Genomic DNA, 19,590 nt, shown 5'->3' on the forward strand with positions numbered 1-19,590 from the left:
TCTCCCGGTGCGAGTGCTGCTATCACAGTCGCAAATGCATTTCCGGTCAAGACGCCGCCTAAATTATTGAGAAATAATTCGGAGTTTTCATCTGTTTCGGCTCGAAAGCGAGCGGTTGGCTTCTATTTGGGCAGCATTTTGCCAAAAAACTGCGCGGAAATGACGTATTTATTCCGCCATTCCGGTATTTTAGCTAATACCTAATATTAGGATTCGCTGGATCGCTCGGGGTTGACCCCGCCGGGCTTGGCAGCCACTAATCGAAGTCCCCACAGCGCCAAAGGCATACCCAGACATGAAAGACAAAGACACATTGCTGCAAAACGCCGGCATCAACACGCGTTTGTCCCACATCGGCAATTCGCCCTCCGATTTCCATGGTTTCGTCAATCCGCCGGTCGTGCATGCCTCGACGGTACTGTTTCCGAATGCGCGAACCATGGAGACGCGCGACCAGAAATATACCTATGGCACGCGCGGCACGCCGACGACCGATGCGCTTTGCGACGCTATCGATGCGCTGGAGGGATCGGCGGGAACGATCCTGGTGCCGTCCGGGCTTGCGGCGATCACCGTGCCTTTCCTTGGCTTTCTCTCCGCAGGCGACCACGCCCTGATCGTCGATTCGGTTTATGGGCCGACGCGTATCTTCTGCGATACCATGCTGAAGCGTCTCGGCGTCGAGGTCCAATATTACGACCCGTTGGTCGGCGCCGGCATCGAGCAACTGATCAAGCCGAACACCAGGCTGGTGCACACCGAAGCGCCGGGCTCCAATACCTTTGAAATGCAGGATATTCCCGCGATCTCGGCCGTCGCTCATCGCCATGGCTGCGTCGTCACCATGGACAATACCTGGGCAACGCCCCTTTATTTCAAGCCGCTGGATCATGGGGTCGATATCTCCATTCATGCGGCAACGAAATATCCGGCTGGGCACTCCGATATTCTGCTGGGAACGGTATCCGCCAATGCGGCCCATTGGGACCAGTTGAGGGAAGCCAATATCCAGCTCGGCATCTGCGGCGCGCCGGACGATGCCTATCAAGTGCTGCGGGGCCTGCGCACCATGGGCGTGCGCTTGGAACGGCATCAGGAAAGCGCGCTCGCCATAGCGCAGTGGCTCGAGAGCCGCGAGGACATCGCGCGCGTGCTGCATCCGGCATTGCCAAGCTTCCCAAGTCATGAACTTTGGAAGCGCGACTTCAAGGGATCGAGCGGCATCTTCTCCTTTGTGTTGGCCGTCGACCGTCCGGAGAAATTCAGGGCCAAGGCGCACGCCTTCCTCGACGCGCTGCGGATTTTCGGTCTGGGTTATTCCTGGGGCGGCTTCGAGAGCCTCGCACTGCACGTCAATCTCAACGACCGGCGCATCAGCAAGGCGCCGCCGGAAGGGCCGGTCCTGCGACTGCAGATCGGTCTTGAGGACGTCGCCGATATCAAGGCCGATATCGAAAAGGGTCTCGCTGCAGCGAAAGAGGCCTGATCAGCCGATAGCGCGATAGCCGTAGATCCAATCCAGGTCCGCCGCGAGACTTTGCGGCGGACGCATGGAGAGAACAAAATCACGGGCCAGTCGCACCGGTCCGCGAGCATGATAGGCGAATTGATTGAAGGCGGCGCGCTGGCGCAGGCGCGCAATGCGCGGCATACGGTGCTTTTCGAAGAGGTCGAGCGCTTCGGCGAGGGGGCGTGAGGCCACCATGCCGGCCAGTTCGAAGGCATCCTCGATTGCCATGGCTGCACCTTGCGCTGCAAAGGGCATCATCGCATGCGCTGCATCGCCGATTAATATGACATCCTTGCCATTGTGCCAGCGACCGACGCTCGCTTCGTAGAGCGGCCAGAAGGTGGCTTGCTCCTGGCGTTCGAGCATTGCCGTGATGGCATCGTTCCAGCCTGAGAAGCGCTGCAGAAGATGCTCGCGTTGCGCCTTGGTGCCGGCGGCGCTCCAATCATGGCTCGAAGTGCTTCCGGAGATGTTCGCCACGATATTGAAGGCGGCATGTTCCTTGATCGGATAGCAGACGAGATGTGCCGAAGGACCGAGAAACGCCGTCACGCTCGATCTGTCGAGTACGCTTGGGGCGGATGCCTCGGGGATGATGAAACGCCAGGCGATATTACCGGAGAAATGCGGCGAGGGGCCATCGGGCACCAATGCGCGCACCTTCGACCAGACGCCATCGGCGCCGACGATCAGATCCGCATCCCCACCGGTGGCGGCGTCCACCGCTTGTCTGTCCGTTGCATCGATGGGGCGGCCGAGATGCAATGTGCAAAGCGGATTGGCTGTCACCGCGTCGAGAAGCGCCTTTTGCAGCGTGGCGCGGTGAACGGCGCCATAGGGAGAGCCCCAGCGTTTCCTGGCGAAGGTGCCGCAGGGTACGGATGCGATCAACCGCAAGGATGAGCCGGAGACCAGCCGCACTTCCGCCGGCTCCAGCCAGATAGGCTGGAGAGCATCGAACACGCCGAGCGTGTCGAGGATGCGGGATGCATTGGGAGAAATTTGCAGGCCTGCGCCGACCTCGGTCAGCGCTTCGGCCTGTTCGAAAATTGCGGCGCGAATGCCGTGTCTCGCCAGCGCCAGCGCCGCGGTAAGGCCGGCTATTCCGGCACCGATGATCGCGGCGGTCTTGATCGGCATTCAGCTATGTCCGATCCGCTCTCGGGATATCAAGCGGCCCTGAAGTGGAAGACGCAGCCGGCCGGATTGGTTTCGTCCGCTTTCAGCGACGGATTGTAGCGATAGAGCGTCGAGCAGTAGGAGCAGACCTTCTCGCTTTCATCGCCCATGTCGATGAAGATATGCGGATGGTCGTAGGGGACCGAGGCGCCGGTGCACATGAATTCCTTCACGCCGATCTCGATAACGCGGTGTCCGCCGTCGTTCTGGAAATGGGGAATGTTGTGGCCGGCCATGATGATCTCCGAATGCGTCTTGCCTAGATGGCATGAATGTTGCGCCAGACTTGATTGCCCCTCTTTATAATCCTTCTCGCCGATTGTGTAGTGCGAAAGTCCGGCTCGGCGCACAGATTTTCGCAAGCGCGGGGTTCACCTGATATTGTCGATAAAATAAGGTCCGCAGCAAAGAGACGATGTTCACGAAGATCTTGCCATGAATTTGAATAGTCCTGCCTTTTCCTATTTCACTCATGACGGGCTCAAGCTGGCCTATTTCGACGAAGGCGATCCGAACGGCGCGCCGGTTCTGTTGATTCACGGTTTTGCCTCGACCGCGATTGCCAATTGGGTCAATCCGGGCTGGCTGAAGTCGCTGGGCGAGGCTGGTTACCGCGTCATCGCCATCGACAACAGGGGCCACGGCTTGAGCGACAAAGCCTATGATGCCGAGGCCTATCGTCCTTGGGTCATGGCGGAAGACGCGGTTGCGCTGCTCGATCATCTCGGCATTCCGGCGGCCCATATCATGGGATATTCCATGGGTGCGCGCATCTCGGCTTTTCTGGCGATCGCCCATCCCGATCGTGTCCGCTCGCTCGTATTCGGCGGGTTGGGCATAGGCATGATCGATGGTGTCGGTGATTGGGATCCGATCGCCGATGCGCTATTGGCGCCATCGGTTGACGATGTCACGCATCTGCGCGGCCGTATGTTCCGCGCCTTCGCCGATCAGAACAAGAGCGATCGTGAGGCGCTCGCCGCCTGCATCAGAGGTTCGCGTGATCTGGTCGCCAAGGAAGATGCGGCAAAGATTAAGGCGCCGACCCTGATCGGCGTCGGCACCAAGGATGACATTGCCGGTTCGCCGCAGGAACTCGCGGCGCTGATGCCGCATGCCGAGGCGCTGGATATCCCGAACCGGGACCACATGCTCGCCGTCGGCGACAAGGTATTCAAACAGGCTGTCCTGGAATTCTACCAACGCCTGGCGAATTGATGGATTAAGTCACTTCCCGGTGAAATGCGGTTTTCGCCGCGCGGCAAAGGCTGCGCGGCCCTCGGCATAGTCGGCGCTGTCGAAGGTCTCGGCACCGATCACCTCCGCCTCGCGCAGCAGGTCGCTATCCTGTTCGAGCACGGCACGAACCGCGAGCTTCGAGGCATGCAGTGCGATCGGCGCATTGGCGGCAATCGCGCGGGCGAGAGCCGAAACTTCGCCGTCGAATGCGTCGACTGCGATCTCTTCCAACAGAAAGCCGGCCGCGACCATCTTGCCGGCCGACATCGGTGCGCCGGTGAAAAGCGTGACCTTGGCCATCTGCGGTCCGAGCGCGTTGACGATGTCTTGCACCGCGTCCGCAGGGTAGGCGATGCCGAGGCGCACGGCTGGCACCGAGAAACGCGCGCCTTCCTCGGCGACACGCAGATCGCAGGCGGCGGCAATGCCAAAGCCGCCGCCGTAACAGATGCCGCGGATCGCCGCGATCGTCGGTACTCGGCAATGGCGGATCGCGGTGAAGGCGGCGCTGTTCAGCGCCTCGTAGGCGACAGCAGTTTCGGCATCCTTGCGCAGGCTGTCGAATTCGCTGATATCGGCGCCGGTCGAAAAATCCTGCGCCGCGCCGCGGATGACGATCACATGCGCATGTGCCTTGTCGGTCAAAAGGCGAATGGCCTGGGGTATGGCGCGCCACATCGCCGCAGTGAGGGCGTTCTTGCGGTCGGGATTATCGATGGTGAGAGTGCCAATGGCGTCGCTGCACGTAGCGCGCAGGAAACCGCCAGCAAAATCATGCTCAAAACTCATGCGCGCCGAACCCATTTATGTTGCCGGAGTTTTACTCTATATAATGTTTCACCGACAGGAAATCAGGAGACCGTCAATGGTCGCAGCAACGGACATTCGCCAGGTTGAAGGCGTGGGGCCGGTAAAGGTCGTCGATCCCATCTGGGGCAGCGTGCGCGAGGAAGCACGCGCGGCCGCCGAGCGGGATCCGCTTCTGGCCGCCTTCCTCTATTCCACGATCATCAATCACCGGTCGCTTGAAGAATGCGTCATCTATCGCATCTGCGAACGTCTCGACCATCCGGACATGCAGGGCATCCTGCTGCGCCAGACCTTTGAGGAAATGCTGGCCGATTGGCCGGAATGGGGCTCGATCCTGCGCGTCGATATTCAGGCCGTCTACGACCGCGATCCGGCTTGCCTGCGCTTCATGGAGCCGGTCCTCTATTTCAAGGGCTTCCACGCCCTGCAGACGCATCGTCTGGCCCATTGGCTGCTCAATCGCGGTCGCCGGGATTTTGCGCTCTATCTGCAGAGCCGCTCCTCCAGCGTTTTCCAGACCGATATCAACCCGGCTGCGCGCATCGGCAAGGGCATCTTCCTTGATCATGCGACCGGCCTGGTGGTCGGCGAAACGGCCGTTATCGGCGATAACGTCTCGATCCTGCACGGCGTCACTCTCGGTGGCACCGGCAAGGAAGGCAGCGACCGTCATCCGAAGATCGCTCATGGCGTGCTGATCGGCGCCGGCGCCAAGATCCTCGGCAATATCCAGATCGGCCATTGCTCACGCATCGCTGCCGGCTCGGTGGTGCTGAAGGAAGTGCCGCCGAAGACGACGGTGGCCGGCGTGCCGGCCAAGGTGGTCGGTGAAGCCGGCTGTTCGGAGCCATCCCGCTCCATGGATCAACTCCTAGCCGAGCAGGTCGACCAAATCATGGGTGCCGGAATCTAACGGAAATCCCACCTGAATGTCAGGGTTTTGCGCTGCCGGCAAAGGCTGAAGGCGCGCTTCCGGTCTTTACACCGCCGCTTTTCCTATGCAAGAAGCGGCCAAGCTGAGAATCCTCACGGAGATGAATTGTGAAGCCTGACGAAATCAAGAAGCTCGACACCTACTTCAAACGCACGTTCAATCCGCAGATGGTGGTCAAAGCCCGCCCGCGCAAGAACGATTCCGCAGAAGTCTATCTTGGCGAAGAGTTCTTGGGCGTTGTCTACATCGACGACGAAGACGGCGACCGTTCCTACAATTTTTCCATGGCCATCCTGGACGTCGATCTCTAATCGACAGCGTGGCCGTTTGGCGCGCTCGACCTCTGGTCGATCCCGCGGTTTCCAACAAAGCTGGTATCAGAGAACCGCATTTCACTGAAATGCGGTTCTTTTTTTGAAAAATCACCCTGCAGTAGGCTAAACGCTACTCATTTGCGATCGAATTTAGTCGATTGCCTGCCGAAATTCTTTTTTTCATCGAAATCGAATATTTCTGCCTAAGCCTTAAGTTGTAGCTCGTTTGATATATATTAGCAAAAACAGAAGGATGCCTTCCACGCGCTCCTACGGTCATTGCTTTGTCATTGGAAATGCAATCTTGAGTCGATATTGCGCCGCACAAGACTACTTGACTATTTGTGCGTCGCATTTAGATTTTTTCCCGTAACCCGGCCGTCGGCCAAACCAACAAAGGGACGGAGAAGTATGTTCAATTTCGATGAAGCGAACAAGAAGGGCAAGGAAGCCATGGACACGGCGCTGAAGAGCTATTCCGATGTCACCAAGGGTTTCCAGGCGATTGCTGCTGAAGCCGCCGAATACTCCAAGAAGTCCTTCCAGGACGGCGTTGCGCATTTCGAAACGCTGGCCGGCGTCAAGAGCTTCGAGGCTGCTTTCGAACTCCAGACCGGCTTCGTAAAGTCTTCCTATGAAAACTTCGTTGCCGAAGCGACCAAGCTGGGCGAAATGTACGCCGATCTCGCCAAGACCGTGTACAAGCCGTACGAAGCTCCGGTTGCCGCCGCCACCAAGGCTGCCGGCAAAACCCCCGCTTCGGTTGCACCTGCTGCATAAGCACCTCGCTTAAGCACAGTGAATTTACGAAAGACCGGCTGCGCAACCCGCGGCCGGTCTTTTGCGTTGCCGATTTCCGATCTTGGCCCGATCGTCGCCGCGACTTTTTTGATCATGACCCACTTTGGCAACGAATTCTGATTGCAGTGTCCGGTAGGGGGCTTAAAATCGCACCAATATGAACTAAGTTAGGGGTTCGGATATCCGGCCCGACAGAGTCAGTTACCCAATCCAGTTTGCCAAGTCGGAATGCGATAGCTTCTGCCGGATGATTTGAGGAATGAATGAAATGATCGCTGAGCCGATCCGGATGCAAAACGACAGCGAAAGGAACGGGGACAACGGAAATCGCGGGACCTCGGTGATCACGCGCACCAAGCCCAAAACCAAGAAACCCAACCTGTACCGCGTGCTGCTTCTGAACGACGACTACACGCCCATGGAATTTGTGATCCATATCCTGGAGCGTTTCTTCCAAAAGGATCGAGAGAGTGCCACCCGCATCATGCTTCATGTCCACAATCACGGCGTCGGCGAATGCGGGATATATACATATGAAGTAGCTGAAACGAAGGTGAGCCAGGTGATGGATTTTGCCCGGCAGCACCAGCATCCGCTGCAATGTGTTATGGAAAAGAAGTGAGGATCTGAACGTGCCAACATTTTCGCCTAGTCTTGAGAAGGCGCTGCATCAGGCACTGACCTACGCGAACGAGCGGCATCACGAATATGCCACGCTGGAACATCTGCTTTTGGCTTTGGTGGACGACGCCGATGCCGCGGCTGTCATGGGCGCGTGCAATGTTGATCTCGACGCGCTCCGTAAGACGCTGACTGAATACGTCGATAATGAACTTTCAAATTTGATCACCGGTTATGACGAGGATTCGAAGCCGACGTCCGGTTTCCAGCGCGTCATCCAGCGCGCCGTCATCCATGTTCAATCCTCGGGCCGCGAGGAAGTAACGGGTGCCAACGTTCTCGTCGCGATCTTTGCGGAACGGGAAAGCCATGCGGCCTTCTTCCTGCAGGAGCAGGAAATGACCCGCTACGATGCGGTCAACTACATCTCCCACGGCATCGGCAAGCGGCCGGGTTCCTCCCAGACCCGGACACCGCGCGGCGCCGAGGATACCGAATCCGAAAGCAAGCCGACCTCCCGCGGCGAGCAGGAGGAAGGTAACAACAAGAAGCAGCAGGATGCTCTGAAGGCTTATTGCGTCAATCTCAACGAGAAGGCGAAAAGCGGCAAGATCGACCCGCTGATCGGCCGCAACTCCGAGGTTAGCCGCACCATCCAGGTGCTGTGCCGCCGTTCGAAGAACAACCCGCTCTACGTCGGCGACCCCGGCGTCGGCAAGACCGCGATCGCAGAAGGTCTTGCCAAGCGCATCGTCGAGGGCAAGGTGCCGGAAGCTTTGGCCGACGCGACCATCTTCTCGCTCGACATGGGCACGTTGCTTGCCGGTACCCGCTATCGCGGTGACTTCGAAGAGCGCCTGAAGCAGGTGGTCAAGGAGCTGGAAGAATATCCGGGCGCCGTGCTGTTCATCGATGAGATCCATACCGTCATCGGCGCCGGTGCTACCTCCGGCGGCGCTATGGATGCATCGAACCTGCTGAAGCCGGCCCTGTCTTCCGGTGCGATCCGCTGCATCGGTTCGACCACCTATAAGGAATACCGTCAGTTCTTCGAAAAGGACCGGGCACTCGTCCGCCGCTTCCAGAAGATCGACGTCAACGAGCCGACCATTGAGGATGCTATCGAAATCATGAAGGGCCTGAAGCCCTATTTCGAAGAGTATCATCACCTTCGCTACTCGAACGACGCCATCAAGACGGCGGTCGAGCTGTCGGCTCGCTATATCTCCGACCGCAAGCTGCCGGACAAGGCGATCGACGTGATCGACGAAACAGGTGCTGCGCAAATGCTGCTGCCGCCGTCGAAGCGCCGCAAGCTGATCACCGAAAAGGAGATCGAAGCGACGATCGCGACCATGGCCCGCATTCCGCCGAAGACGGTTTCAAAGGATGACGAGATGGTTCTCGCCAACCTCGAGCAGGAACTGCGTTCGGTCGTCTACGGTCAGGATACTGCAATCGAAGCGCTTTCGACCTCGATCAAGCTCGCCCGTGCCGGCTTGCGCGAACCGAACAAGCCGATCGGCTGCTACGTCTTCTCCGGCCCGACTGGTGTGGGCAAGACGGAAGTCGCCAAGCAGCTTGCTTCCTCGCTCGGCGTCGAGCTGCTGCGCTTCGACATGTCGGAATATATGGAGCGTCACACGGTTTCCCGTCTGCTCGGCGCACCTCCCGGCTATGTCGGCTTCGATCAGGGTGGCTTGCTGACCGACGGCGTCGACCAGCATCCGCACAGTGTCGTCCTGCTCGATGAAATCGAGAAGGCGCATCCGGATATTTTCAATATCCTGCTGCAGGTCATGGACCATGGCGCGCTGACCGACCATAACGGCAAGAAGATCGACTTCCGCAACGTCATCCTGATCATGACGACCAATGCGGGCGCATCGGAAATGGCCAAGTCCGCCATCGGTTTCGGTTCGTCCAAGCGTACGGGCGAGGATGAAGAGGCTCTCAACCGGCTCTTCACCCCGGAATTCCGCAACCGTCTGGATGCGACCATTCCGTTTGCAGCGCTGCCGACCACGGTCATCCACAAGGTCGTGCAGAAGTTCATCATGCAGCTCGAGGCTCAGCTTTCCGAACGGAACGTTACCTTCGATCTGCACGAGGACGCGATCGCCTGGCTGTCCGAGAAGGGTTACGACGACAAGATGGGTGCCCGCCCGCTGGCACGCGTCATCCAGGAACACATCAAGAAGCCGCTGGCGAACGAAATCCTCTTCGGCAAGCTGAAGAAGGGCGGCGTCGTCAAGGTCACCGTCGGTAAGAAGGAAGACGGTACGACCGGCATCCTGCTCGACTCCATCGCAGATACCGCGCCGATCCGGCCGAAGCCGGAAGCCGAAGTGGTCGACTCCGTGGTCGATGTGGAAGAGGATGACGGAGACACCGTCAAGACCAGAAGCCGCGTCGGCAAGGCTGGCAGCGCTTCCGACGCTCGCCGCTCGCCGAAGACGCCGTCCTCTGCCAGCGATGGCGAGTCGGATAACAAGTCGTTGCGCAAGGGCAGCACGGTGCCGAAGGTGCCGCGCAAGTAACCGGCGATTAATTGACTGAAAAAATAGAATGGCTGCATTGGCGACAATGCAGCCATTTTCATATGTTTATAAACTATATCTCATAAAAAGACTTAAGAAGATCGGCGCTTTCGATCAGCGCAGGAGTTCGATGATCTTCTTGGCATTCTCCGCTAGAACCGCACCATCTTCCATCTTGCCGGAATGCGGCTTCAGGGCGATACCCTCATGGCGCGGGATGATGTGGAAATGCAGGTGGAACACCGTTTGACCGGCGGCCGGCTCGTTGAACTGGGCGATGTAGACGCCATCCGCATCGAAAGCCTCCTGAATCGCGACGGCGACTTTCTGGACCGTGGTTATCAGATGAGGCAGGGTGCTCGGATCGGCGTCGAGAAGATTGCGCGAAGGGGACTTCGGCAGCACCAGCGTATGGCCGGGCGCCTGTGGCATGACATCCATGAAGGCGACCGTGTGTTCATCTTCGTAGACACGATAGGACGGGATCTCGTCTTTCAGGATCTTCGCGAAAATATTGTTGGCGTCATAGGCGGGGCTGGTCATCCAGGGTCTCCTCGTCTTTCGATTACAATTGTCCAGAGCAGCTAGATATCTTGCCGCTCGCCTTTGCGAAAGGGGCTGTGCTCGGCCAGAATTTCACTCATCTCCTCCACTTGCTCGCGCTCGTGTTTGAGATAGTCGGCAACGGCGCGGCGCAAGCCTTGATGGCCGATATAATGCGCCGAATGCGTGATGACCGGCAGATAGCCGCGGGCGAGCTTGTGTTCGCCCTGCGCGCCGGCTTCGACGCGCTTCAGCCCCTTTGACAGTGCGAAATCGATGGCCTGATGATAGCAGACTTCAAAGTGCAGGAAGGGATGATCTTCGATGCAGCCCCAATGCCGCCCATAGAGCGTTTCGCCGCCGATGAAATTGATCGCCCCGGCGATATAGCGGCCCTCGCGTTTGGCCATCACCAGCAGGATATCGCCGGCCATCCGCTCGCCGATCAGCGAGTAGAACTTGCGGGTAAGATAGGGCCGGCCCCATTTGCGGCTGCCGGTGTCCATATAGAAGGTGAAGAACTGGTCCCAGATCCCCTCGGTGAGATCGCTGCCGGTCAGCCAGTCGATGCTGATGCCGCCCTCGAGAGCGGTGCGACGCTCCTTTTTCAGCGCCTTGCGCTTGCGCGACGCCAGCGTTTCCAGGAAGGCATCATGATTGGCATAACCATCGTTGATGAAGTGGAACTGCTGGTCGGTACGATGCAGATAGCCATCGCCTTCGAAGACGGAAATCTCTTCTTCCGGCAGGAAGGTAATGTGGGCTGAGGAGACGCCGAGCTGCCGGGTCACCTCCTTCAGGCTTTCGGCCAGCGCCGGCTGAATCACATCGCGATCCTGGCCTTCGGCCACAAGCAGGCGCGGACCGGTCGCCGGCGTGAAGGGAATGGAGCACTGCAGCTTCGGATAATAACGGCCGCCCGCGCGTTCGAAGGCGTCGGCCCAGCCGTGATCGAAGACATACTCGCCTTGGCTATGATTTTTGAGATAGCCGGGCACGGCGCCGATCAACTCGCCGCTATCGGTTTCGAGCAGCAGGTGATTGCCGAGCCATCCGGTTTTGTCGGTGGCGGAGCCTGACTCCTCCAGTGAGGACAGAAAAGCATGCGAGACAAACGGATTATACGGCAGCACCGTACCCGCTCTCGATGCCCCGGCGAACTTGGACCAGCCCTCCGGAGCAATGTCTTTGAAGGAACGCTCGACTCGAATGGATAATTCGTCTGTCATCAAATTCGTCTGTTACGAAGAAAGGGCAGGGCTCTCCCTTGGGTCGAACCCTTCGAAGGTCATTTGGTCTGCGTTGGCGAATGTGTGTTTACGGGCCGCTTCGTCGCGCACGGTCCAGGTGATGACCGGGATGCCGCGCTGGCGCTGCGCCGTGATGAAGGGGTTCGGCAGGTGGTCATAGAAATACGAGATGAAGTCTAGCCCAAGCTGCATGGCTTCGTCATGCTTAAAAAATGTCTCGGGCTCGTTTCCATCCGCCGTTAGGCCGACAGGGTAGGGCGCGTTAAGCGCCTTCAGATCCTTGAGCAGCCAATGGTCGAAGCTCATCAGCGCGACATGACCCTTGTAGCCTTCCAGCACCTCCAGCACGGATTCCGCAAAGCCCTCATCGTCGCCTTCGCGGCCCTTGAGCTCCAGCACCAAAGGCACCTTGCCGTCGCAGAGCCTGAGGAGCTGTTTCAGCGTCGGGATCTTGTCGTTGGTGCCGCCGACCGAAAGCAGGCCGAGTTCGGCAGAGGTACGGTCACGAAGTTGGCCGGGGAGATTGCAGACGCGCTGGAGGTCGTCGTCATGAAAGACGACCGGAACGCCGTCGGCTGCATAGTGCAGATCGCATTCAATGGAAAAACCCGCCTCGATTGCCCGGCCAAAGGCCGACAGCGTGTTTTCCCAAACCTGCTTGTTCATGTCGTGATAGCCGCGATGGGCGACAGGACGTTCGGTAAGCCAGGCAATCTTGCTCATTATGCAATTTCCATGATGGCATCGATCTCGACGGCGGCGTTCAGCGGCAGCGCCGCCATGCCGACCGCGGCGCGCGCATGCTTGCCAGCGTCGCCAAGTACATTTGCCAGAAGATTGGATGCGCCGTTGATCACAAGATGTTGTTCGACGAATTCGGGTACTGAAGCGACGAAACCGTTCAGCTTGATGATGCGCTTGATGCGGCCGAGATCGCCATCCAAGGCCGCCTTCGCCTGAGCGAGGATATTGATGGCGCAAAGCTCGGCGGCGCGTTGGCCGCCGGCAACGTCGACATCCTTGCCTAGAAGGCCGGTGACGCCGAGCTTGCCGTTTTCCATCGGCAACTGCCCGGACAAATAAAGAAGATTGCCGCTGATGACATAGGGTACATAGTTTGCGGCCGGCGCAGCGGCCTGAGGCAGGACGATGCCAAGCTCCTTCAGACGGCTCTCGATAGCGTCGGACATTTTCATCTCCCGTTTTGTTGTAAAATCTTCAAAAATCCGGCATCAAGCTTAGATTCCCTTTGCCGGGCGCGAGGCGATCTTGGACGAGATAACGCCAAATCAAAAGGCAGAGCGAGATGACGAATTGATGACGGGCCGCCTCACTCTAGCCGAAGCGTTCTTATAGCATCGCGTGCGAGTCCAATAGGAGATAATGAATGTTCCGCTCGAGTCTTGCCGCCGTTATCGTTTCGAGTTTAGGCGTCGCGTCTCTGGGCGTGTCCGCCGCCGCGGCGGGTCCGACTGGGTTGATCGCGCATCGCGCCGTCTACGATCTCGAACTGAAGGACGCATCAGACCGATCGGGCATCGCCGGCATGTTCGGCCGTATGGTCTATGAGTTCGACGGCTCCGATTGCACCGGTTTCACTACCAATTTCCGTTTCGTCACACAGATCGACACGGGTGATTCAACGCGCGTCAGCGACCAGCAGACGACCACATTCGAGGATCTCGTCAAGCGCACTTTCCGCTTCGAGACCAAATCCTATACGGACGATCAACTCGACAAGGACGTGCGCGGCGCGGCGGCCGACGATCAGAAGGGCATTAAGGTCGATCTGACCCAGCCAAAAGCGAAGCAGATCGAACTCATCCAGAGCCGCTTTCCGACAGAGCATATGCTCGACATCATCCATAATGCCAAGCTGGGCAGGAATTTCTTCGAGGCCGAGGTTTTCGACGGCTCCGATGATGGGGATAAGTCGTTGATCGCAACAACCGTCGTCGGTAAGCAGTCGACGCCCGCAACCGATGACCCCGATGCCGAAAAGGCCGGCATCTTCGCCAAGACACCGTTCTGGCCGGTGACCGTCGCCTATTTCAACGACAAGTCCAAGGGTGACGCCATCCCGGTCTACCGTATGTCGTTCAAGCTCTACGAAAACGGCATCACCCGCGACCTCACCATGGACTATGGTGATTTCGTTCTGACCGGCAAGCTCTCCAAGCTTGAAGTACTCGACACCAAGGCCTGCCAATAGGCTTTGGGAGGGCCCAGCCACAACGCAAAATCTTCGTCATAAAACTGTGTCCGAAGCTTCACTATTCTGGGAAGCATTCGGCACGCCCGTGAGTGAGTCTCAGTTCCGCAGTGCCGATCTGAAATTGTAGCGGGCCATGCGGGCCGCGCCGGTTATTGAAGAATGATCGGCAGATGTTCCGCAGTCCAGGTCCGTGTTGATAGACGAGAAAGCACGAGCTATGGCCAATACTGATCTCGCCCCGACCGCAAGCACCACTTTGCCGGTCGTTGCCGCTGATCCGGCGGAAATCGCCCGCATCGGCGACACCATCGATCTGACCGACCGCGCCGGCATTTCCGTTTACGGCGACCGCGCCCAGCAGTCCGTCTCCGACTATTCCGACCGGATTCTCCGCGAGGTCCGCAATCGGGATCTCGGCGAAGTCGGCAAGTTGCTGACCGATATCATCATCAAGTCGAAGAAGCTCGACCCGGCATCGCTGAAGGATGAGGGCTTTCTTTCCAAAATATTCTCGTCGTTCAAGGCCCGCCTGGAGCGCTTCAAGGAGGAGTTCGAGGATGTGGCCGGCCAGATCGACCGCATTGGCCTCGAGCTCGACCGGCATAAGGATACGCTGCGCCGCGACATCGCACTTCTCGACGATCTTCACGAGGAGACGAAGCAGTCCATCCTGCAACTCGACGTCTATGTGGAGGCCGGCAAGACCTTCGCAGAGCGCTTTCGCAGTGTCGAACTGCCGAAGTTGAAAAGTGCCGCCGAGGCCACGGCTGCCAATCCCGGCGGCGGTATGCTGGAGGCTCAGACCTATCAGGACAGCTTGCAGGCCCTCGATCGGTTGGAGAAGCGGGTGTTCTACCTGCAGCAGGCGCGCCAGCTCGGCATTCAGCAATTGCCGCAAATCCGCATCGTGCAGGCCGGTGACGAGACGCTGATCGAGAACCTGCAGGCGACGTCGGCGCTGACGGTGCCGGCCTGGAAGCAGAAGATGGTGATCCTGCTCGGGCTGTCGAGGCAGAAATCAGCGCTTGAGCTGCAGAAGACCGTGACCGACGCCACCAACGACATGATCCGACAGGCGTCCGAGATGATGAAGGACCAGGCGATTGCCATCGAACAGCAGTCGCAGCGCGGTATCGTCGATATCGATACGCTCGCTGCCGCCAACCGTGACCTGATCGATACGATCAACGGTGTCCTGAAGGTGCAGGAGGAGGGCCGCAGGAAGCGCGCTCAGGCTGAGCAGCAGATGGAGAAAATGACCATCGATCTCAAGAAGGCGATGATCGAGGCGCGATGATCCGCATGATGATCCGCATATTCCTCACCTGCTTGGCGCTGACGGCTGCTCTTGCCCTGACGGGCTGCAATTCCGGCGCGGGACCGAAGTTCTCGATCGTCTCCGGCTCGGAAAACACCGTCATCCAGCCGATCGTCGAAGAATTCTGCAAGCAGAAGAGCGCGACCTGCAGCTTCACCTACGAAGGCACGCTGGATATCGGCCTTGCGCTGCAAAGCAATGAGGGTGTCGAGCAGGACGCGGTCTGGCCGGCATCGAGCGTCTGGGTTGACATGTTCGACACCAAACGCCGCGTGAAGTCACTGACCTCGGTTGCGCAGACACCGGTCATCCTCGGCGTGCGCAAATCCAAGGCACAGGCGCTCGGCTGGATCGGCAAGCCGGTTTTGATGAGGGACATATTGGCGGCAGTGAACAGCGGCTCGCTGAAGTTTCTCATGACCTCGGCAACCCAGTCCAATTCAGGCGCGAGCGCCTATTTGGCTATGCTCTCCAGCGCGCTTGGCAATAAACCCGTCATCGAGCCGGGCGATCTCGACAAGCCCGACCTCCAAGGCACCGTCAGGGCGTTGCTTGCTGGGGTCGAACGCTCGTCCGGGTCCTCCGGCTGGCTCGCGGACCTCTACACGGACTCCGCTGGCAAGGGCGTGCTCTACGATGCCATGTGGAATTACGAAGCGGTGCTGAAGGAGACCAACGACAAGCTTGTCGGCATGGGCAAGGAGCCGCTCTATGCGATCTATCCGGCCGACGGTGTGGCGATTGCGGATTCACCGATCGGCTTTATCGATCATGGACGCGGTCCTGAGGTCGAGACCTTCTTCAACGAACTCGTTGCCTATCTGCGTTCCGCGCCTGTGCAGAAGCGCATCGCCGATACCGGCCGCCGCATCCCATTGGGAGACGTCGCGGCCAAAGCGGACCCGAATTGGAATTTCGATCCGACCCGGTTGGTAACGGCGATCCGCATGCCGGAGCCGGCTGTGATTCGCCAGGCGCTCGATCTCTATCAGGGCGCTTTGCGTAAGCCTTCGCTAACAGCTCTTTGTCTCGACTTCTCCGGCTCGATGGGAGGCAAGGGCGAACAGCAATTGCAGGCGGCCATGCAGTTTCTGTTCAATCCAAATGAAACTGGCAAGGTGCTGGCGCAATGGACGCCGGCGGATCGCATCATGGTCATTCCTTTCGACAGCCGCGTGCGGACGACCCTTTTGGCGACGGGCGACCCGGCGCAACAGAAGAGCCTTGTCGAGAAGGTGTCGCTGCAGCATGCCGATGGCGGTACCGATATGTACGCCTGCGCAAGCCGAGCGCTTGATCGCATGAAGGATACCCCAAACCTGTCGTCCTATCTGCCGGCGATCGTCATCATGACCGATGGAAAGTCCGAGGATGCAAGCCGCGATTTTCTGAGCGAGTGGACGGCAACCAATCCGCATGTGCCGGTCTTCGGCATCACCTTTGGCGACGCCGACAAGTCGCAGCTTGATGCCTTGACCAAGGCGACATCGGGGCGTGTATTCGATGGCCGCGGCGATCTCGTCAGCGCGTTCCGCGCTGTGCGTGGTTACAACTAGGACAGCAATGCGTAACTGGTTCGGCAATGACTGGAATTGGATCGTGGCGGGGCTTGCCGCTGCGATCGTCGTTCCCGTCTTGAGCTTCTTTGCGAAGATGCCGTTGTGGATCGCGGCCGTCATCGGTCTGCTCGTCTTTGCAGGTCTTGTCTTCACCCTGTCGCCGCGCCGGCTTTTCGAAGGTCTGGATGCCAAAGCCATCGGTAGGGGACGTCTCGATTTCGCGCGTGATCTCTTGAATGCGGCTGCACCGGCGGCGCAAAGGCTGGAAGCCTCGGCGGACCACATTACCAACAAGGTGACGGCAAAGCGCGTACGGCATCTGGCCGAAATCGCCGCCGACGTCTTCGCCAAGGTGGAGGCGAGCCCGGAAAGCGCCGGCACCGTGCGGCGGTTCCTCAGCTACTACCTGCCACGCGCGGCTGAAGTTGCCGAGGGTTTTGCCACTCTCGAGGCCAAACGCGTGCCCGACCAGAAGCGATTGCAGGATGTGGAGCTGGTGCTCACCAAGCTTGAGGACGCCTTCGTGCATTATTCGGATAGCCTCGTCGACGACAGGCTCGACACGTTGGACACGGAACTGCGCCTCATACAGGCTTCGCTCAAAGAGGATATCGGACGCTGATGGCCATTTCTCGCCGCGCCTTTGGAGTGGGACTTCTTGCTGCCAGCGTCGCCGGCACCGGCGGCTATTTCGCCGCGAAGGACAGGCCGGAGTTCCAGGGGCTACTCGGCAACCGCACGAAACTCTTCGGTTTCATCGGCGGGGAGAAAGAATCCTTTCTGGCTGACGAGGATGTCGTCGGCGCCCTGCGGGGCTACGGACTGGATATAGATACGCGTGTGGCCGGCTCCGTCGAGATGGTGCGCGAGCAGGCGCTTCTGCAGCAGAACCCCGCTTTCCTCTGGCCATCCTCCTCGATCATGGTCGATATCGCCCGGCAGAACGGCATCAAGATCCGCAACGACCGTGTCGTGCTGAATACGCCGGTGGTTGTCTACACCTGGCAGCCGGTGGTCGACGGATTGATAAAATCCGGGCTGGTTACTGTGACACCCACGGGACAGCATCAGCTTGATCTGAAGGCATTGCTCGATGCCGTCCTTGCAGGAACGAACTGGTCCAAGCTCGGGGTCGCCTCGCTCTACGGGCAGGCGCGTATCGTTTCGACCGATCCGAATCGCTCCAATTCCGGCTTCATGTTTGCCGGATTGGTGCTGAGCCTGTTTGCCGGCAACGTCGCGACTGCCGCAGATCTCACACAGTCCGGCGACAAGGCGCAGACGATCTTCCGCAACATGGGCTTCAAGTCGCCGTCATCCGGCAAGCTTTTCGATCAATATCTGGCCGGCGGTCTTGGTGGCGAACCGATGATCGTCGGCTACGAGAATCAGTTGGTCGAATGGATCATCGCCGATCCCGAACGCTGGAAGCGCGTTCAAGCGAGCTCGACGGCAAAGCCCGTCGTCCTCTACCCGCATCCGACCGTCTATTCCTCGCATCCTCTGATCGTCGTCGACGAGACCGCCAACCGGCTGATGGATGCGCTGACAAGCCCGAAGCTGCAGGAACTTGCCTGGACCAAGCACGGTTTCCGTGGGCCATTGGGCACGGCGACCGGAAATGCACATGAGGCCATTGCGGGCCTGCTGCCGGACGAAATCGACGCGGTCTTGCCCATGCCGGACGCCAACGTCATGCTGGCGCTACTCAATAAGGTCGCGAGCTGAGGGCAGGGGTCTGTCGCATTTTTTCTGCGCAAGCCTTGCATTCTCGGTAAATCGAATGTATGGGCAGCCGCATTCCACACGTAAGGCATGGGATTGTCCGGGAGAAATCCGGATCGTTCCGCCCGGTGGCTTCCTCGAAGAGGAGGCTGTTCGCCTTGCGGAGGTTCAACCGGAAAAGGAGTCAAAGGCATGGCATTGCCTGATTTTTCTATGCGTCAGCTTCTGGAAGCTGGTGTTCACTTCGGCCACCAGACGCATCGCTGGAACCCGAAGATGAAGCCGTATATCTTCGGCGATCGTAACAACATCCACATCATCGACCTCGCCCAGACGGTTCCGCTGCTGAGCCGCGCTCTGCAGGTCGTCAGCGACACCGTTGCCCGTGGCGGCCGCGTTCTGTTCGTCGGCACCAAGCGCCAGGCGTCCGAACTGATCGCCGACAGCGCCAAGCGCTCGGCTCAGTACTACGTCAACGCCCGCTGGCTCGGCGGCATGATGACCAACTGGAAGACGATTTCGAATTCCATTCAGCGTCTGCGCAAGCTCGACGAAATCCTCAACGGCGAAGCCCAGGGCTTTACCAAGAAGGAACGTCTGAACCTTGAGCGCGAGCGCGAAAAGCTGGACAAGGCTCTCGGCGGTATCCGCGATATGGGCGGCACTCCGGACCTGATGTTCATCATCGACACCAACAAAGAAAAGATCGCGATCGACGAAGCCAAGCGCCTCGGCATTCCGGTCGTCGCCATCATCGACTCGAACTGCGATCCGGACCTGATCGACTATCCGATCCCGGGCAACGACGACGCCTCGCGCGCCATCGCTCTCTACTGTGACCTGATCTCGCGCGCTGCCATCGACGGCATCGCCCGCCAGCAGAGCGCATCCGGCCGCGACCTCGGCGCTTCCGTCGAAGCTCCTGTCGAGCCGACCCTGGCGGACGGCACCGAAGCCTGATCGCGTCTTGTGGCGGACAAAAGCTTGTCCGCCCGAGCGTATTGATATCCGGGATAAGGCCGTTTGCGACTT

General features: G+C 59.0%; 20 protein-coding genes. 13 read left to right on the forward strand and 7 right to left on the reverse strand.

Features of this window, described 5'->3' with window-relative positions; genetic code table 11:
• The first annotated feature begins 295 nt into the window (after nucleotides 1-295).
• On the forward strand, nucleotides 296-1,486 hold the full coding sequence (locus QA648_RS06145; RefSeq protein ID WP_104822963.1) for a cystathionine beta-lyase: 1,191 nt from the start codon (nucleotides 296-298) through the stop codon (nucleotides 1,484-1,486).
• Here the strand turns inward: QA648_RS06145 and QA648_RS06150 are convergent, their stop codons facing one another.
• Both QA648_RS06150 and QA648_RS06155 read right to left on the reverse strand, forming a co-directional pair.
• Nucleotides 1,487-2,650: an FAD-dependent monooxygenase gene (locus QA648_RS06150; RefSeq protein ID WP_283050245.1), complete on the reverse strand. Its 1,164-nt coding sequence runs from the start codon at nucleotides 2,648-2,650 to the stop codon at nucleotides 1,487-1,489.
• 29 nt (nucleotides 2,651-2,679) lie between these two features.
• Nucleotides 2,680-2,925 carry a zinc-finger domain-containing protein gene (locus tag QA648_RS06155; protein WP_283050247.1) on the reverse strand — a complete coding sequence of 82 codons (246 nt, stop codon included), beginning with the start codon at nucleotides 2,923-2,925 and terminating at the stop codon, nucleotides 2,680-2,682.
• A gap of 199 nt (nucleotides 2,926-3,124) precedes the next feature.
• Between QA648_RS06155 and QA648_RS06160 the strand changes: the two genes are divergently transcribed.
• The gene (locus QA648_RS06160) at nucleotides 3,125-3,907 is read left to right on the forward strand and encodes an alpha/beta hydrolase (protein ID WP_283050249.1); all 783 of its coding nucleotides are present in this window, start codon (nucleotides 3,125-3,127) and stop codon (nucleotides 3,905-3,907) included.
• 9 nt (nucleotides 3,908-3,916) lie between these two features.
• Here the strand turns inward: QA648_RS06160 and QA648_RS06165 are convergent, their stop codons facing one another.
• Complete coding sequence (locus QA648_RS06165; RefSeq protein ID WP_104825084.1) at nucleotides 3,917-4,717, reverse strand: enoyl-CoA hydratase-related protein; 801 nt, start codon at nucleotides 4,715-4,717, stop codon at nucleotides 3,917-3,919.
• Between the two features lie 76 nt (nucleotides 4,718-4,793).
• Here QA648_RS06165 and cysE point away from each other — a divergent pair, with 76 nt between their 5' ends.
• From cysE to clpA, 5 genes are all read left to right on the forward strand, one after another.
• Complete coding sequence (gene cysE / locus QA648_RS06170; RefSeq protein WP_104822966.1) at nucleotides 4,794-5,651, forward strand: serine O-acetyltransferase; 858 nt, start codon at nucleotides 4,794-4,796, stop codon at nucleotides 5,649-5,651.
• 128 nt (nucleotides 5,652-5,779) lie between these two features.
• Nucleotides 5,780-5,983 carry a DUF3126 family protein gene (locus QA648_RS06175; protein ID WP_104822967.1) on the forward strand — a complete coding sequence of 68 codons (204 nt, stop codon included), beginning with the start codon at nucleotides 5,780-5,782 and terminating at the stop codon, nucleotides 5,981-5,983.
• 414 nt (nucleotides 5,984-6,397) lie between these two features.
• Nucleotides 6,398-6,766, forward strand: a complete 369-nt coding sequence (locus QA648_RS06180; protein ID WP_104822968.1) for a phasin family protein — start codon at nucleotides 6,398-6,400, stop codon at nucleotides 6,764-6,766.
• Between the two features lie 289 nt (nucleotides 6,767-7,055).
• Entirely contained in the window at nucleotides 7,056-7,409 is a 354-nt protein-coding gene (gene clpS, locus QA648_RS06185; protein ID WP_028755011.1) for an ATP-dependent Clp protease adapter ClpS, read from the forward strand.
• 10 nt (nucleotides 7,410-7,419) lie between these two features.
• Nucleotides 7,420-9,948, forward strand: coding sequence for an ATP-dependent Clp protease ATP-binding subunit ClpA (gene clpA / locus QA648_RS06190; RefSeq protein WP_104822969.1), 2,529 nt, complete (start codon nucleotides 7,420-7,422; stop codon nucleotides 9,946-9,948).
• 114 nt (nucleotides 9,949-10,062) lie between these two features.
• Here clpA and QA648_RS06195 read toward each other — a convergent pair whose 3' ends face one another.
• From QA648_RS06195 to QA648_RS06210, 4 genes are read right to left on the reverse strand one after another with little or no spacing between them, the layout of a single operon-like run.
• Nucleotides 10,063-10,491, reverse strand: a complete 429-nt coding sequence (locus tag QA648_RS06195; RefSeq protein WP_283050253.1) for an HIT family protein — start codon at nucleotides 10,489-10,491, stop codon at nucleotides 10,063-10,065.
• Nucleotides 10,492-10,532: 41 nt separating this feature from the next.
• A complete protein-coding gene (locus QA648_RS06200) occupies nucleotides 10,533-11,720 on the reverse strand; it encodes a GNAT family N-acetyltransferase (protein ID WP_283050255.1) in 1,188 nt (395 codons plus the stop codon).
• 12 nt (nucleotides 11,721-11,732) lie between these two features.
• Nucleotides 11,733-12,464: a glycerophosphodiester phosphodiesterase gene (locus QA648_RS06205; RefSeq protein WP_283050257.1), complete on the reverse strand. Its 732-nt coding sequence runs from the start codon at nucleotides 12,462-12,464 to the stop codon at nucleotides 11,733-11,735.
• Entirely contained in the window at nucleotides 12,464-12,931 is a 468-nt protein-coding gene (locus QA648_RS06210; protein ID WP_104822973.1) for a RidA family protein, read from the reverse strand. Before QA648_RS06210 ends, QA648_RS06205 begins: the two co-directional genes overlap by 1 nt.
• A gap of 197 nt (nucleotides 12,932-13,128) precedes the next feature.
• On the opposite strand from QA648_RS06210, the gene QA648_RS06215 reads away from it, so the two are divergent.
• From QA648_RS06215 to rpsB, 6 genes are all read left to right on the forward strand, one after another.
• A complete protein-coding gene (locus QA648_RS06215) occupies nucleotides 13,129-13,953 on the forward strand; it encodes a cell envelope integrity EipB family protein (RefSeq protein WP_283050259.1) in 825 nt (274 codons plus the stop codon).
• Between the two features lie 220 nt (nucleotides 13,954-14,173).
• Nucleotides 14,174-15,253 (forward strand): toxic anion resistance protein, encoded by a 1,080-nt coding sequence (locus QA648_RS06220; protein WP_283050261.1) that lies wholly within the window; start codon nucleotides 14,174-14,176, stop codon nucleotides 15,251-15,253.
• The gene (locus tag QA648_RS06225; protein ID WP_283050262.1) at nucleotides 15,250-16,830 is read left to right on the forward strand and encodes a substrate-binding domain-containing protein; all 1,581 of its coding nucleotides are present in this window, start codon (nucleotides 15,250-15,252) and stop codon (nucleotides 16,828-16,830) included. The genes QA648_RS06220 and QA648_RS06225 overlap by 4 nt, the downstream gene beginning before the upstream one ends.
• A 7-nt stretch (nucleotides 16,831-16,837) precedes the next feature.
• The gene (locus QA648_RS06230; RefSeq protein ID WP_104822976.1) at nucleotides 16,838-17,455 is read left to right on the forward strand and encodes a 5-bromo-4-chloroindolyl phosphate hydrolysis family protein; all 618 of its coding nucleotides are present in this window, start codon (nucleotides 16,838-16,840) and stop codon (nucleotides 17,453-17,455) included.
• A complete protein-coding gene (locus QA648_RS06235) occupies nucleotides 17,455-18,561 on the forward strand; it encodes a substrate-binding domain-containing protein (protein ID WP_283050265.1) in 1,107 nt (368 codons plus the stop codon). The genes QA648_RS06230 and QA648_RS06235 overlap by 1 nt, the downstream gene beginning before the upstream one ends.
• Before the next feature lie 189 nt (nucleotides 18,562-18,750).
• Nucleotides 18,751-19,518: a 30S ribosomal protein S2 gene (rpsB, locus tag QA648_RS06240; RefSeq protein ID WP_028755022.1), complete on the forward strand. Its 768-nt coding sequence runs from the start codon at nucleotides 18,751-18,753 to the stop codon at nucleotides 19,516-19,518.
• Nucleotides 19,519-19,590: the final 72 nt, after the last annotated feature.

The organism is Rhizobium sp. CB3171 (genome assembly GCF_029714265.1).
Classification (GTDB): domain Bacteria; phylum Pseudomonadota; class Alphaproteobacteria; order Rhizobiales; family Rhizobiaceae; genus Rhizobium.

Coding starts and splice junctions, on each gene's coding strand:
- QA648_RS06150 (WP_283050245.1), bottom strand. CDS start 2,650: ATGCCGATCAAGACCGCCGCGATCATCGGTGCCGGAATAGCCGGCCTT.
- QA648_RS06195 (WP_283050253.1), bottom strand. CDS start 10,491: ATGACCAGCCCCGCCTATGACGCCAACAATATTTTCGCGAAGATCCTG.
- QA648_RS06145 (WP_104822963.1), top strand. CDS start 296: ATGAAAGACAAAGACACATTGCTGCAAAACGCCGGCATCAACACGCGT.
- QA648_RS06165 (WP_104825084.1), bottom strand. CDS start 4,717: ATGAGTTTTGAGCATGATTTTGCTGGCGGTTTCCTGCGCGCTACGTGC.
- clpS (WP_028755011.1), top strand. CDS start 7,056: ATGATCGCTGAGCCGATCCGGATGCAAAACGACAGCGAAAGGAACGGG.
- QA648_RS06230 (WP_104822976.1), top strand. CDS start 16,838: ATGCGTAACTGGTTCGGCAATGACTGGAATTGGATCGTGGCGGGGCTT.
- QA648_RS06210 (WP_104822973.1), bottom strand. CDS start 12,931: ATGTCCGACGCTATCGAGAGCCGTCTGAAGGAGCTTGGCATCGTCCTG.
- QA648_RS06155 (WP_283050247.1), bottom strand. CDS start 2,925: ATGGCCGGCCACAACATTCCCCATTTCCAGAACGACGGCGGACACCGC.
- cysE (WP_104822966.1), top strand. CDS start 4,794: ATGGTCGCAGCAACGGACATTCGCCAGGTTGAAGGCGTGGGGCCGGTA.
- QA648_RS06225 (WP_283050262.1), top strand. CDS start 15,250: ATGATCCGCATGATGATCCGCATATTCCTCACCTGCTTGGCGCTGACG.
- QA648_RS06200 (WP_283050255.1), bottom strand. CDS start 11,720: ATGACAGACGAATTATCCATTCGAGTCGAGCGTTCCTTCAAAGACATT.
- QA648_RS06180 (WP_104822968.1), top strand. CDS start 6,398: ATGTTCAATTTCGATGAAGCGAACAAGAAGGGCAAGGAAGCCATGGAC.
- QA648_RS06235 (WP_283050265.1), top strand. CDS start 17,455: ATGGCCATTTCTCGCCGCGCCTTTGGAGTGGGACTTCTTGCTGCCAGC.
- QA648_RS06205 (WP_283050257.1), bottom strand. CDS start 12,464: ATGAGCAAGATTGCCTGGCTTACCGAACGTCCTGTCGCCCATCGCGGC.
- QA648_RS06160 (WP_283050249.1), top strand. CDS start 3,125: ATGAATTTGAATAGTCCTGCCTTTTCCTATTTCACTCATGACGGGCTC.
- rpsB (WP_028755022.1), top strand. CDS start 18,751: ATGGCATTGCCTGATTTTTCTATGCGTCAGCTTCTGGAAGCTGGTGTT.
- QA648_RS06215 (WP_283050259.1), top strand. CDS start 13,129: ATGTTCCGCTCGAGTCTTGCCGCCGTTATCGTTTCGAGTTTAGGCGTC.
- QA648_RS06220 (WP_283050261.1), top strand. CDS start 14,174: ATGGCCAATACTGATCTCGCCCCGACCGCAAGCACCACTTTGCCGGTC.